Source organism: Streptomyces sp. NBC_01618 (genome assembly GCF_045209435.1).
In the GTDB taxonomy this organism is placed as follows: domain Bacteria; phylum Actinomycetota; class Actinomycetes; order Streptomycetales; family Streptomycetaceae; genus Streptomyces.
Genome location: NZ_CP109297.1, coordinates 7926346 through 7939269 on the forward strand (window position 1 = coordinate 7926346; position 12924 = coordinate 7939269).

Below are 12924 nucleotides of genomic sequence, written 5' to 3' on the forward strand. Positions count from 1 at the left end.
GTGATGTTGGGGCATCATGGCCGGTCAAGCGTTCGGGATTCGCTTGGGTGGCGGGATGGGTGATCGCAAGCCGTACTCGAGTGATGTCTCCGACGAGCAGTGGGTGTTGGTCGAGCCCGTGATCAGTGCTTGGAAGGCCGGGCACCCGTCGGTCAGTGGTCACCAGGGCAGATACGCGATGCGGGAGATCGTGAACGCGATCCTGTACCAGAACCGCACCGGCTGCCAGTGGGACCTGTTGCCCCACGATCTGCCGCCCGCCGGTGCGGTGAAGTACTACTTCTACAAATGGCGCGACGACGGTACCGACCAGACCATCCACGATCTTCTCCGATGGCAGCTGCGGGAAAAAAGCGGCGATTAGCCGACCCGAGCCTCGTCGTTCTGGACACGCAGAGTATTCATGCCGCCGTCGGTGTGCCGTCCACTACGACGGGCCGGGATGCCGCGAAGCGGGTGCCGGGCCGCAAGAGATGCCTGGCCGTGGACGTTTTGGGCCTGGTCGTCGAGGCCGTCGTGCTGCCGGCTTCCGCGCACGAGAACGCCGCTGGTATCGCGCTGCTGGACGGCGTGGCCGAACAGGCCGACACGGTGCGTAAGGCTCTGGTCGACCAGGGTTTCAAGAAGAGCGTCGTTGAGCACGGCGAACGACACGGCATCGACGTCGAGATCGTCGAACGCAACCCGGCCGACAAGGGATTTGTCCCGCAGGCCAAGCGGTGGGTGGTGGAGCAGACGAACGGGATCTTGATGTTCTACCGGCGGCTGGTCCGTGACTACGAGCACCGGACCGCCAGTTCCCGCTCTCGCGTCTTCTGGGCGATGACCTCTGTCATGGCCCGCCGGCTCACCGGCGCCACCGTCCCCGCCTGGAGGACAGCGTGACCGAGAACCCGCAGATCAGCGCCGTCCTGGAATATATCGAGGCCCGTGAGCGCGAACTCGGTGAGCAGGCCGGACAGCTCCGCTCCCGCGTCGAGGAACTCACCGCACGCCTCAGCGAACTCGACGCGGAGAGCGAGAACCTGCGCATTACCCGCAAGACCCTCCTCGCCATCCCCGCTCCGGCACCCGCCGATGAGACGCCCCGCCCCGACGTGCCGGACCACCCGGCCTACCAGCAGATACTCACCGCCCTCACCGAAGCCGGCCGTCCGATGCGAGCCCGCGATCTGTGCGAGGCCCTCGACCTGCCGATCCTCCCGAAAAACACCGAAGGCATCCGGTGCAAGCTGAAACGCCTGGTCACACGGGGCATCCTCACCGAACCCGAACCCGGCCTGTTCACTCAGCCCCGCACCTGACCGCCAGCCCACCCCGCCGACCAAGGCTCCTCACCCAACCCCAAGCCCGAAACGGGCATTGCATCACGTACCGCACTCTAACAGTTCCCCCGCTTGATCGATCAGGGCGACGTCGTGGTGGTCGCTGGCCCAGTCCACCCGCATCGGCAAGCTGCCCTTCAGGAACGCCCTGCGGGCTATCACCGCGGTCCGCTCGGGCACCGGCGGAAGACCTACCGGACGCATGGACACCCACAACACCCCCGCGGCCGGCGACGGGAGAACGACCGCGAGCAAGATCATCCCGGATCAGGACAACCCCGCGCCACAAATTCGGCAACAGAGTCTTCGAGGCGTACAACCCATTCCGCCAGGGCCGCTGACCGGGGCACCGAAGCGTTCAGGTAACTGAACGCCGTAGCGGTCATCCCTGCTCGGATACTCCCCGAACCCCTGACGGGATCCCGGCCACCTTGGGGTGATGGGCGGCCGAGATCCGTACCGCTCGGGCAACGGCGCGTGAACCGAGCGGTGTTCCAGGTGGTGCACGGTCGGCGAGGCAGCCAGTGCGTCGCGAGGTTGCTCGAGGTTTCAGGCCAGATCAGGCAGAACGGCGCCCCACACCAATCTGGGTCATATCCCGGCCCACAATGGTCCGGCCGGAGAAGCCCTTGGCCGCTTCCTGCCAGTGGGAGTTGGGGAGGCCGCCGGGGACTAGGTGGGACAGGACAAGGGTCTTCGCGCCTGCGCGTTCGGCTACCGGGCCCACCTCCTGGATCTGAGTGTGGCCGCCCACGATGTGGTCGTAGAGCGCCTGCTGGCTCGGGTTCCAGGGCTGGGGGCCGACTACCTCCCTGATCCACTCCATGTCGATCACCTCGTGTACGAGGATGTCCACTCCGCGAGCAAGCCGGATCAGGTTCTCGCTTACTGCCGTGTCCCCGGAGAACGCGACTGAGCCGTCTTCGGTGTCGATCCGGTAGGCGAGGTTAGGGAAGACCAGACCGTGCGGAACGAGTGTTGCACTGACGCGGACGTTCTCGTCCTCCCAGACCACGAAGGGGTCCATGTCGGGTGCTGTGGTCTTGTTTGGGTCGGCGTCGTGGCCTGGGGGCAGCGCGATGTCGTGGGCCCGGATGTGGCGGCGGACGTCGGCACCGCCTTCTGAGCGGATGCGGACGTTGAGATCCGCAGCGTGTGCGGCGAAAAGGGAGTTGACCATGTCCGCGGTTCCGGCGCCGGGGTTGTCAGGGTTCTCCAGAGGCGGCTCGGGGAGCCCCGGCGGGAGCGGTGGCAGCGGGCCTCGGCGTCCGGGCCCGACGATGTGCAGCGTGGAGGCGGCCTTGTGCCGGGCGCCCGGGTCGTACATGAGCAGGGAGGCGAGGTCGATGACGTGGTCGCTGTGCAGATGGGTGATGAAAAGCGCCCGCTCCTGGCCTGGTGCCACCCCTGCGTGGCGGAGCTGCCGGTAGGCGCCCGAGCCGAAGTCGACCAGGTACGCCTGATCACCGACCAGAAGCGCCGAGCAGATGCCGTGGTCGGAGTGGTCTCCGTACCAAGTGGGGCCTCCCACGGTGCCGAGCAGAGCGAGCCGGGTACGGTGTCGCTGTGCGGTACGGGTCAGCTCAGCGGCCTCGGCGTCGCTGGTGGCCGCAGCCGCGGGCGTGGGGCTCAGCGTGGCCGCGCTGAGCCCTGTAGCGGCGGCGCCGGCGAGGAACCCGCGCCGTGACACTGTTGCCCGTGCAAGAAACTCACACACTGGAGTTCTCCCATGCGTCGGATGGTTGGGCCAGACTGCTCGGCCTGGGGATGAGGGTGGGGCGTTGGCCTATGCCGGACACTTGTCCGGCGTGGATGCGAGTGCCGTGTCCACGGTGTCGGAGATGGTCTGGCCGTGGACGAGGCTGGTGGCCTTCTCGACGTCCGGGCTCATGTGCCGGTCGTCACCGAGTGCGGGAATGTGCTGGCGGACGACCGCGTGGATGGCCTGCGTGCCGGAGCCGACCGGAAGCCCGGCCATCTTCTGTCGCATGAGGTCGAGGCCTTGGGCCCCCATGACCAGTTGCACTCCGAGCACGGTGTCCAGGCGGTCCAGATTCTCCGTCAGGTTGCGCATCGAGGCCATCGCCATGGTGTTGTGGTCCTCCTGGCCGCCCTTGACCGGCCGCGAGAGCGTGCCCGCTGGAGTCGCGGCGACCTGCATCTCCGGGACGAGCGCCGCCGCCACGGTCTGCACCTGCACCATCCCCGAGTTGAGTCCGACCGGGCCACCTGCCAGGTTGGCGGGCAGGCCGTGGCTCCACTTGGGGTCGAGGAGCCGGCCGGAGAACTCCTGGGACAGCACGCCGGCGTCGGCCACCTGCGCGTTGAGGGTGTCGATTTCGTGTCCGATGAGCGCGGCGTCCCAGTTGCCGCCCATCACGAATTCGTATCCGCCACCGGGCTTGGCGAAGAGCAGCGGGTTGGAGGTGGAGGCGTTGGCTTCCCGTACAGTGGTCTTCCGGGCTTTGGTGAGCGTCTGAAGCAGGGCACCGACGATGTGCGGGGCCGCGCGTACGGACGTTGAGTCCTGGACACGCGGTGCTGTCTCCCCCGCCTGTTTGCGCCCCTGGTCAGTCATCCACCCAGTGCCGCACACGAGTGCGCGGATCTGCCGGGCCGCCTCGGTCTCTTCCGGTATGCGGCGTTCGTCGTGGGTGCGCGGGTCGAAAGCACCCTGTTCGGCTCGGGTGGCCTCAAGGAACAGGGCGAACGCACCCTGAAGGACACCGACTTGGCGCTCGGTCCTGTCGACGGCGTCGATGTAGCGGGCGGTGAGGACGCTGCTACCGCTGACCAGGGGGAGGGCTTCGCCTGATGCCAGCGTGAAGTGTTCGGGCAGCCCGGCCGCGCGCAGCGCCGTGCGTGCGGATGCCGTTTTGCCCCGGTAGGTCACCTCGTTGTCCTCGCCGATCAGGCTCAGTCCTGCGGCGGCCATCGGCTGCAGGTCACCGGTGCCGAGGGACCCGATCTCCGGCATCTTCGGGATCACGCTGGCGTTCACCAGCGACAGCATGCGTTCGACGAGTCCGGGACGTACGCCCATCGCACCGCGGGCCATGGAGTTGGCCCGCAGGACAAGCGCCAGGCGGGCGATGCGGGGCGGCAGGGCGCCGCCGGTTCCGGCGGCGTGCGAACGCAGCACTCGGCGCTGGAACTCCTGCTGCTCGTCCGCTGTGAGCGGCTTGTCCTTGAGCGGGCCGAGCGCCTGGTTCCAGCCGTACACCCGCTGACCACCGTCGACCGTGTCGAGCGCTCCCTGGCGGGTTTTCGCCATTGTCGTGCGGGCGTTCTCCGACAGCTTGATGGATACCGAGTCCGCGTGCAGCACCCTGGTCAAGGTGGGCCAGTCGAGCGAGTCGCCGTCCAATGTGACCCTCAGTGGGCTGGACTTCTGATCAGCCGCCGTCGGGGCTCCCAGGCTGTTGGTGCTCGGGGCACTGACGGCTGCCGCGGTCAGGGTGACCACAAGAGCAACCACCAAAGGCAGGACGCGCGCCGGTATAGATGTCCGTGTCGTGCGCAACTCAGCTCCTCTACGGGTGCTTCAGTGACAGGGTGTCGGTGTCCTCGTCCGCGGCGACGTGATGGATCTGCCGGAACAGGGCGGGCACCGCGATCAAGCAGGCCAGCGAGCCGACGGCGACCCACAGTGCAGGGGCGTACACGGTGATCCGGACGGTCGCCCAGGTCATCAGCGCTGGGGTGAAGCCGGCGAAGAAGATGGCGGCGATGTTGTAGCTCAGCGACAGGCCGGTGGAGCGCACTGCCACTGGGAACGCCCGCGGCAGGGTGGACGGTGCGACGCCGACGAAGGCGGCGACGGCGGCGCACAGCAGGCTGTGTACGGTCACGAGGACGGCCATGGTCGGTCGTGCGTGCAGCAGGAGCAGGCACGGCAGCGGCAGGACGAGCAGGGCGAGCGATCCGGCGATGACGACCGGTTTGCAGCCGGTCCGGTCCGCGAGGCGTCCTGCGAGGAGGCAACCGACGACGAGCACGATGTTGCCCACCAGGGAGGCGGTGAAGGACTGTTGGGCGGTGAACCCGAGTCCGACGGACTCTTCCCGGTAGTAGGTCGGCGCGTAGATGACGAGGGCGTAGACGCATACCGTCCACAGCACGGAGAAAAGGAACCCAGTGAGGATCGCCTTGGGGTGCTCGGTGAGGAGCCGCTTCAACGGGTTGGGCTTCGGGCGTTCTTGGGTGCGGTGGTGTTCGAAGGTGTTGGTCTCGGGCAGCCTGCGCCGGATGTAGAGGCCGACGGGGATGATCAGCAGTCCGATGATGAACGGGATGCGCCATGCCCAGTCGTTGACTGCGGATTCGGAGAACAGCGTGGTGATGGTGACGCCGACGATTGCGGAGAGGAGATTCGAAATCCCCATGGACGCCTGCAGCCAGGAGGCGTACCGCGCGCGTCGGTCAGGCGGTGCTTGCTCGATCAGGTAGGCGGCAGCGCCGCCGATCTCGCCTCCGGCGGAGAAGCCTTGCAGGAGTCGGCCGACGAGAAGCAGGACGGGCGCCGCGAAGCCGATAAATGCGGCCGGTGGTGTTACTGCGAGAACCAGGGTGCCGATCCCCATGGTGGCCATGGAGAGCATCAGGGCGGCTTTGCGGCCGCGCCGGTCGCCGTACATGCCGACGACGACGGCGCCGAGCGGGCGGGCCACGAATCCCGCGCCGAACACGACGAATGTGCTGATCAGCGCCGAGGTCGGGTCGTTGGTCAGGAAGAAGTTGTGGGCGACGTAGCCGGCGAAGAACGCGTAGACGGAGAAGTCGTACCACTCGAGGGCGTTGCCGAACGAGGCTGCGGCGACCGAGCGCCGGGCCACGGTGCGCGAGGAGGCCGTCATGGGGTGTGAGGTCGTGGTCGTCATGGGGATTCCCGCCTTCTATGCGCTGCGCAATCCCTCGCGCCGGTCCAGGGTGATCAGGGTGCTGGCCAGGACGTGCGCGCCCTGGGCGATGTGGGAGGTGGCGGTGAATTCCTCGGGGCAGTGGCTGCGGCCGCCCTCCGAGGGCACGAAGATCATGCCCATGGGGCCGAGCCGGGCCAGGTGTGCGGCATCGTGTCCGGCCCCGGACGGGACGGCCTGCCAGGACAGTCCGAGCCCGTCGGCGGACTCGGCGACGACGTCCTGCACCAGGCCTGTGGTGGGCACCGGGGCCTGGTCGGTGAGCCACTCGACATTGATCTCCACGCCGCGGTTGCGGGTCTCTTCGGTGATCTCGTGGACGATCTGCTTGCGCGCTCCGTGCAGCCAGGACGCATCGACACTGCGGATCTCCGACCACAATCTGGCCTGATTGGTGATCACACCCATGGACTGGGGGGTGGATTCGATGCAGCCGGGGGTGGCGACTCCATGGACGGGGGCGCCGCAGCCGACGCGTTCCACGGTCAGGACGGCCGCGGCGGCTGAGACCAGGGCGTCGTGCCGGTCGGTCATCGGTGTGGTACCCGCGTGCCCGGACCGGCCCGCGAAGTGCACCAACAGCCGGTCGATTCCGGCGATCGCGGTGACCACACCGATGCCCGTGCCGGACCGTTCCAGCAGTGGTCCCTGCTCCACGTGCAGCTCGACATAGGCATGCATGTCCACGGGCGACCAGGCCTGGCGCAGCGCTCCCTGCGGATCGAGGCCGAAGGCAGCCATGGCATCGCCCAGCCGGAGCCCGGTGCTGTCGACGCGGTCCAGGTGCTCCGGACGGAGCACTCCGGCGACGGCGCGCGAGCCCATGCACGAGATGCCGAACTCGTTGGCCTCCTCGCCGAGGAAGTCGATCACCACGAGGTCGTGCTCCAGGCGGGTGCCGGTCTCCCGCAGTCTTTGGGCCACTTCGATGCCCGTGAGTACGCCGACGATGCCGTCGTAGCGGCCGCCTTGGCGAACGGTGTCGGTGTGCGAGCCGGTGACGAGGGCCGGTGCGCCGTGTCGGCGGCCGGGCAGCCGGCCGACGATGTTGCCTGCGGCATCGGTGACCGGGGCAAGTCCGGCGTCTGCCATCTGCTTGCGGATCCAGTCGCGGGAGGCTCGATACGGCTCGGAGAACACCTCCCGGCTCCATCCCGGCAGTGTCGAGTCGTGGAACGCGGCGAGTTCGTCGAGGCGGGAGGCGAGCCTCTCGGCGTCGGGCACCAGGACGTCCAGGTCGACGCTCATGCCGCCACCCCTCGTTCCGTGGGCAGGTGGCGCAGGAATTCCATGCCCATGAGCTCTTCGCACTCACCGACTGCGACAGGGTCGACGGCGGACGTGGACAGCGGCAAGGTCGTGCTGTCGGCGACGAGGAGCACCACGTCCATGCCTGCTCGGGCCTCCTCGACGGCGACCGGGAAGCCGTCCTCGGCGCGCAGGACGACGATGGTGTCGGGGTAGCTGGCCACGCGTTCCCCGTCGCGTTCCACGGCCATGTACTCGTTGAGGTAGGGCACCGTGCAATCGCCGATGCGGAACGTGCCGTGGTCCCAGCCGCCCTTGGTGACGAGCTCGACCTCGTGGTGCAGCGGCCCTCGGGAGACTTCCCTCGCTCCGATGGTGTCGCACACCGCCTGTACGACGGCCTCTCCGCGTGCGCCGTTGCTCGCCTTTTCGGCGGCGCTCTCCATCGCGTGGCCGAGGTCGAGCGCGAGGGAAATGGCGCCGAGCGCGGCGTGCTGCTTGACCCAGGACAGCTCGACAGGGTTGCGCGCCGAGGCGATGAAGCCGCCGGTGCGCACCGATATGTCGCGCAGCACGTCGTCGCAGGTCTGCACGGAGCCCTGGTTGACTGACAGGAAGTGCCCGTGCAGTTCCCGGTTGCCGCCGGACACGACCTGGGTGGACACATAGCCGAGTCGGCTGGTGAGGCTCATCGAGCCGAGCTTTCCGGTCGGGTGGGCGCGGATGTCGCCGGCCGCGTCCAGGACGGGGACGCCGAGCACCGCGGACTGCATCCAGCCGTTGTGGGTGGTGGAGTAGCCGTTCTGCGCGGTCATCACGGCGGCGATGGGGTGCTCGCACACGTCGATGAGCTTCTGCAGCGCGTGGACGTAGTCGACCGGCCGGATCTCCCAGTTCTTCGCGGCCGGCGCGCCGATCGCGGTCACGGTGGCGACCCAGGCGTCGGCGGGCAGTTCATCCACTGTGGCAAGGATCGGGCGGCCCACCGAGGTGGCGAGGTGGCCCATGAGTTCGCCGTGGCGGCGCCAGCCGCCTCCGCCGCAGGCGAAGACTCCTCCGCCGAGTACTCCTCGGCGGGCGTCGTCGGCGTTCAGTTCACGCATCAGTGTGTCTCCTTGCGGTCTACTTCGAGCCAGTTGAGGGCCGGGGCGTCGGTGCCCGGCGCGGTGGAGGCCGTGACAGCTGCGGCGGCCTCCGGGTAGCCGGCTTCGGCATGCCGCAGCACGCCGAGGCCGGAGTCGAGATCGAGGGCGAGGCGCAGCCGGGAGGCGGCGGCCTGAGTGCCATCGGCGACCACGGAGACCCCGGCGGACTGCATCCAGCCGGAATAGCCCCCGCCGCCCGAGTGCACCGCGACCAGATCTGCGCCGCCCGCGGCTAGGAGCATTGCGTCGAGCAGAGGCCAGTCCGTCACGCCGTCCGAGCCGTCCCGCATGCCCTCGGTGCCGATGCGCGGGTGCGTCATGCCGGCGGAGTCCAGGTGGTCACGGCTGAACAGCACCGGGGCGCTGATCTCTCCGGAGTGCACCGCGTCGTTCACCGCGTCGGCAAGGCGGGATCGCTCGCCGTATCCCAGCCAGCAGGACCGGGCGGGCAGCCCCTGCGGGGGTACGTGTTCACGGGCGAGGCGGATCCATTCGGCGACCTCGGGCCGCTCGGGGAACAACGTGGCCGCAAGACGGTCGATCACTGCGAGGTCAGCGTCGTCGCCGGAGAGCGCGACCCAGCGGAATGGGCCGATGCCGCGGCAGAACAGCGGCCGCAGATAGCCCTCCATGAACCCGGGAATGGTGAACACCTGCTCGGCCTGCGTCGCGTCCAGGACGGACGCGGCCTGCACCCGCAGGTTGTTGCCGTTTTCAAAGACGACCGCGCCGCGCTGTGCCATCGCCAGCATGGCGAGGACCTGCTTGGCCATGCTGCGCCGGGCCTGCCGCTCGATCCGCTCGGGTACCGCCTCGCGTCGCGCGTGCCACGTCTCCAGGTCGAGACCTTCCGGTACGTAGCCGTAGCGGGCATCGTGCGCGGCCGTCTGGTCGGTGACGATGTCCGGCCAGGTGTTGTCGCTACGCGCCGCGACCTCGGCGAACACAGTGGCCGCGTTGGCGTGCAGGCCGACAGCAACCGGCCGTTGCCCTGTGTCGGTGACCAGGGCGAGGGCTTCGTCCAGGTCGTCGGTGACATGGTCGAGTCCGCCCGCCTGGCGCAGCTTCTCGATCTTCACCGGGTCAATTTCCACGACCAGAGAACTCAGGCCCAGCATCCGCGCGCTGATCGGCTGCGCCGATCCCATGCCGCCCATGCCCGCAGTGAGCAGCCAGCCCGGCCTGCGGTCGGCGAAGTGCCGAAGGAGTACGGCGCGCAGCAGTTCGTAAGTGCCCTGGAGCACTCCCTGGCGGCCGATGTACTGCCAGGCCGCGGCGGTCAACCCGCCCCAGATCGTGCTGCCTTCGCTCATCCGGCGGTAGAAGGTCTCCTCGGTCGCCCAGTTACCCACAGTGTTGTTCACCGCGGAGACAACCATGGGCGCCGAGGCGTGCGTGCGCATCACGCCCACCGGGCGCCCCGACTGCATGACCAGGGTCTGGTCGTCGCCGAGTTCCGTCAGCGCCTCGACGATCGCGTGGTAGGACGGCCAGTCCCGCGCTGCCTTGCCGAGAGCGGCGTACACCACGAGGTCCCGGGGCCGCTCGCCGACCTCCAGAACGTTCTCCAGCATCCGCAGCAGCGCCTCCGCCCGCCAGTTGCGGCAACGCAATGTGGTGCCACGGGCGGCGGTGACCGTGCGGTCGAGGTCAGTGGTCATCCGGGGCTCCATCGTTGTCGTTGTCGGGTGGGGTCCAGGCCGCGGACAGGGCTTGCGGCAGCCGTGCGGTGAGTTCCACCACCCCGTCGCGCAGCAGGTCGAGTGGTGCGGCGATATCGGTCAATTCCTCGTCGCGGCCCACCATGGACAGTGCGCACAGGCACGATCCGGCGACGACCACCGGCATCCCGATCGCCGTCATGCCGGGAGCGAGCCAGCCCTGGGAGACGTGGTAGCCCTGGACGCGGATGGCGGCGAGCTCTGCTCGCAGCGCGGCCGAATCCGGGGTCGCTGCGGTGAACCGCTGCAACCGGCCCTGGAGCACCTGCCGTTGTACGGACGCCGGCGCCAAGGCGAGCAGCGGGGTCGCGCTGGCCCCCGCGTACAGGGAGAGGATCTGGCCAGCACGGAAGGACACGCTCCCGGTGCCGCTGCGCCGGGTGTCCAGACATAGAGCCGCGGTGTGCACCCGCACCGCGAGCACAACATTGAGTCCGGAGCGCCGATGCAGGCCCGTCAGCACCGGGCGGGCCAGGTCGACCAGATGCCCGGCCCCGTCGCCGGCCCGGTCCGTCAGGCGCTCGCTGGGCAACAGCTTGCCGTCGATCTCGGCGAGGAACCCGGCGTTCTTCAGCAGCCGCACATACCGGTACGTCGCCGATGACGGAATGCCGAGCCCTGAGATGATCTCCGCAACTTCGGCCTGCCCGCGGTCCTGGATGAACGCGAGGACCCTCAGTCCGCGATCGAGCGAGGACAACTCGCCCCCCGCCTTTGTCCGGATGGTCATGGCCGCCTCCGGCACACCGGTTCCCCGCGCCCCGGGGCACCGACCAGACCCGCCTCCGTGCTCCAGACGACCGAACCGCGGCTGAGGGTGAGGGTGACCCGTGCCCCGGGCGCGTACTTGTTGTACGGGCTCCAGCCGGCCTTGGAGTGCAGTGCGCCTTCGTCGATCTGCCAGTCGTCCGCCGCGGTGAGGACCATGATGTCGGCGTCGTAGCCCGGTGCCAGTCGGCCTTTGCGGTGGCCGATGCCGTAGCGGTCCGCGGGGTTGGCGGTGAGTGCTTCGACGGTCGTGACGAATTCCGGCCCGGCTCCGTGGCGTCTCAGGCACGCGCCGAGGGTCGTGGCCACCAGTGTTTCGGTGCCGGGGACACCGGAGTGGTTGGCCAGAACGCGATCGTTCTCTTTGAGCTTCAAGGGCCATGGGGCGTGATCGGACGAGATCACCGAGGCAACGCCGCCGCCGACCGCGGTCCACATCGCTTCCCGTTCGGCGTCGTTCCGCAGCGGCGGGTTGATCTTCAACCGGCCGCGCTGGGAGAGCATGTCGTCCTCGGTGAACAGCAGGTAGTGCGGGCAGGTTTCGAAGGTGATGTCCACACCCTGGCTCTGGTACCAGGACACCAGTTCCGCGGACCGCCCGAGCGACAGATGGCACAGGTGCAGTGCGTTGCCCTGGTGAGCAGCGATCTCCATCGCGGTGAGCACCCCGAGCGTTTCCGACACCGGCGGCCGGGTGCGGCCATGCACTCGCGGGTCGGTCGAGCCTTGATTGGCTTCATCGGCAAGCAGGGCCTTGATGATCTCGTTGTTCTCTGCGTGGGTGCACAGCGTGGACCCGGTCTCGCCCACCGCCTTCATCACGTCGAGCAACTCGGCATCGCTGATCCGCGGAAACCGGAACGGATCGGTGTCGAACAGCGAGACCTTGAACCCGACCACGCCCGCCTCGATCAGCTCCGCGGCCCGGCGCCAGCCGCCGCCGGGCTCCAACGTGCCGAGCAGCGCGACATCCACCACCGCCTCGTCGGAAACCAACGCCAGCTTCGACTCGACTCGTTCGGCGCTGTTGACCGGCCCGGTCGCGTCGAACGGCATCTCCACGATGGTGGTCACCCCACCTGCGGCGGCCGCCGAGGTCGAGGCCCGCAGTCCCTCCCCGGCATACGAGTAGGAGTGCACATGAGCGTCCACCGCGCCCGGCAGCACGAACGCGTTGCCGACATCGATGAAACGCCCGGCAACTGGGGGGCCCGAGTCCCCGGTCCTGACTTCCGTGATCACCCCATCGGTGATCGAGACCTGCCCCCGTGTGAACGTTCCATCCGGCGCCTGCACCACACCGGCGATTACCGTGTCCGTTGCCTGCCGGGCATCTGCCGTATCCATGGGCGTCAAGGTAAGGAACCAGCCACGGACGCCACCAGCAGATTCCCGCAGAATGGGAATCTCCCTCCCTGAGGGCGGTCGTACCTGCGAGGAGGCGCGACTTGAGGTGCGGGGTGTCCAGCAGGTCGCCGACCGAGATCGCCATGGTCAGACGATAGGCCAGCGAAAGGCCCGCCGCGAGTACGAGAACCGCGTCAACATCCTCGTGGCCGACGTCCAGCCCGCTGAAGAGACCGTCCAGGACCGCAGCCCCGAACGTCACGCAGGGCTACACGCCACCTGGCCGTAGCTATACGTGAACAGGGCCTAGAGTCCCGCGGGTTCAGGCAAACTGAAGAGTTCTCGCTGGGAACCCGGGGGTCCGTCGTCGTGCTGAACGGCATTGGACCCGCGAGTTCGACTCCAACTTGTGACCACGCCGCTTCCGGGCTCCGTGGACGGACAAACGGGG

General features: G+C 68.4%; 10 protein-coding genes and 1 pseudogene. 3 read left to right on the forward strand and 8 right to left on the reverse strand.

What is annotated here, in order from left to right; genetic code table 11:
• Window positions 1-55 precede the first annotated feature (55 nt).
• Window positions 56-885, forward strand: a pseudogene (locus tag OH735_RS37035) (IS5 family transposase).
• Window positions 882-1304 carry a hypothetical protein gene (locus OH735_RS37040; RefSeq protein ID WP_406386142.1) on the forward strand — a complete coding sequence of 141 codons (423 nt, stop codon included), beginning with the start codon at window positions 882-884 and terminating at the stop codon, window positions 1302-1304. Before OH735_RS37035 ends, OH735_RS37040 begins: the two are co-directional and overlap by 4 nt.
• 580 nt (window positions 1305-1884) lie before the next feature.
• On the opposite strand, the gene OH735_RS37045 is transcribed toward OH735_RS37040, so the two are convergent.
• From OH735_RS37045 to OH735_RS37080, 8 genes are all read right to left on the reverse strand, one after another.
• Entirely contained in the window at window positions 1885-3015 is a 1131-nt protein-coding gene (locus tag OH735_RS37045; RefSeq protein ID WP_406386143.1) for an MBL fold metallo-hydrolase, read from the reverse strand.
• Between the two features lie 96 nt (window positions 3016-3111).
• Window positions 3112-4803, reverse strand: coding sequence for a histidine ammonia-lyase (gene hutH, locus OH735_RS37050; RefSeq protein WP_406386145.1), 1692 nt, complete (start codon window positions 4801-4803; stop codon window positions 3112-3114).
• A 55-nt stretch (window positions 4804-4858) separates the two neighbouring features.
• A complete protein-coding gene (locus OH735_RS37055; protein ID WP_406386146.1) occupies window positions 4859-6205 on the reverse strand; it encodes an MFS transporter in 1347 nt (448 codons plus the stop codon).
• Window positions 6206-6220: 15 nt separating this feature from the next.
• Entirely contained in the window at window positions 6221-7492 is a 1272-nt protein-coding gene (locus OH735_RS37060; RefSeq protein WP_406386148.1) for a M20 family metallo-hydrolase, read from the reverse strand.
• Window positions 7489-8595 carry a DUF917 family protein gene (locus OH735_RS37065; RefSeq protein WP_406386149.1) on the reverse strand — a complete coding sequence of 369 codons (1107 nt, stop codon included), beginning with the start codon at window positions 8593-8595 and terminating at the stop codon, window positions 7489-7491. The genes OH735_RS37060 and OH735_RS37065 overlap by 4 nt, the downstream gene beginning before the upstream one ends.
• Window positions 8595-10298 (reverse strand): urocanate hydratase, encoded by a 1704-nt coding sequence (locus tag OH735_RS37070; RefSeq protein WP_406386150.1) that lies wholly within the window; start codon window positions 10296-10298, stop codon window positions 8595-8597. The genes OH735_RS37065 and OH735_RS37070 overlap by 1 nt, the downstream gene beginning before the upstream one ends.
• A complete protein-coding gene (locus OH735_RS37075; RefSeq protein WP_406386152.1) occupies window positions 10288-11088 on the reverse strand; it encodes an IclR family transcriptional regulator in 801 nt (266 codons plus the stop codon). Before OH735_RS37075 ends, OH735_RS37070 begins: the two co-directional genes overlap by 11 nt.
• Complete coding sequence (locus OH735_RS37080) at window positions 11085-12473, reverse strand: dihydroorotase (RefSeq protein ID WP_406386153.1); 1389 nt, start codon at window positions 12471-12473, stop codon at window positions 11085-11087. Before OH735_RS37080 ends, OH735_RS37075 begins: the two co-directional genes overlap by 4 nt.
• A gap of 52 nt (window positions 12474-12525) precedes the next feature.
• Here OH735_RS37080 and OH735_RS37085 point away from each other — a divergent pair, with 52 nt between their 5' ends.
• Window positions 12526-12762 (forward strand): hypothetical protein, encoded by a 237-nt coding sequence (locus tag OH735_RS37085; RefSeq protein WP_406386154.1) that lies wholly within the window; start codon window positions 12526-12528, stop codon window positions 12760-12762.
• The last annotated feature ends 162 nt before the right edge of the window (window positions 12763-12924 follow it).

Coding starts and splice junctions, on each gene's coding strand:
- OH735_RS37055 (WP_406386146.1), bottom strand. CDS start 6,205: ATGACGACCACGACCTCACACCCCATGACGGCCTCCTCGCGCACCGTG.
- OH735_RS37075 (WP_406386152.1), bottom strand. CDS start 11,088: ATGACCATCCGGACAAAGGCGGGGGGCGAGTTGTCCTCGCTCGATCGC.
- OH735_RS37070 (WP_406386150.1), bottom strand. CDS start 10,298: ATGACCACTGACCTCGACCGCACGGTCACCGCCGCCCGTGGCACCACA.
- OH735_RS37065 (WP_406386149.1), bottom strand. CDS start 8,595: ATGCGTGAACTGAACGCCGACGACGCCCGCCGAGGAGTACTCGGCGGA.
- OH735_RS37060 (WP_406386148.1), bottom strand. CDS start 7,492: ATGAGCGTCGACCTGGACGTCCTGGTGCCCGACGCCGAGAGGCTCGCC.
- OH735_RS37080 (WP_406386153.1), bottom strand. CDS start 12,473: ATGGATACGGCAGATGCCCGGCAGGCAACGGACACGGTAATCGCCGGT.
- OH735_RS37085 (WP_406386154.1), top strand. CDS start 12,526: ATGGGAATCTCCCTCCCTGAGGGCGGTCGTACCTGCGAGGAGGCGCGA.